The following is a 263-nucleotide window of genomic DNA, read 5'->3' on the forward strand; positions in this document are numbered from 1 at the left end:
CCCACAGGGTCCCCCCTGCAGTACCATCGGCGCTGTAAGGCTTAGCTTCCGGGTTCGGAATGTAACCGGGCGTTTCCCCTACGCTATGACCACCGAAACACTATGAAACTGACAACCGCACCACGCCGTGACCATGGCATGGGGTTGTTCGTGGTTTCAGAACCAACACAGTGGACGCGAGCAACTGAGGACAAGCCCTCGGCCTATTAGTACCGGTCAACTCCACACGTTACCGTGCTTCCATATCCGGCCTATCAACCCAG

At 57.0% G+C, this 263-nt stretch carries 2 rRNA genes; both read right to left on the reverse strand.

The window, feature by feature from the left end:
- Positions 1-97 (reverse strand): 5S ribosomal RNA (gene rrf, locus IH50_RS39095); the annotation flags it as partial.
- Between the two features lie 89 nt (positions 98-186).
- Positions 187-263 (reverse strand): 23S ribosomal RNA (locus tag IH50_RS0137220); the annotation flags it as partial.

This window comes from Streptomyces sp. NRRL S-37, assembly GCF_000721605.1.
In the GTDB taxonomy this organism is placed as follows: domain Bacteria; phylum Actinomycetota; class Actinomycetes; order Streptomycetales; family Streptomycetaceae; genus Streptomyces.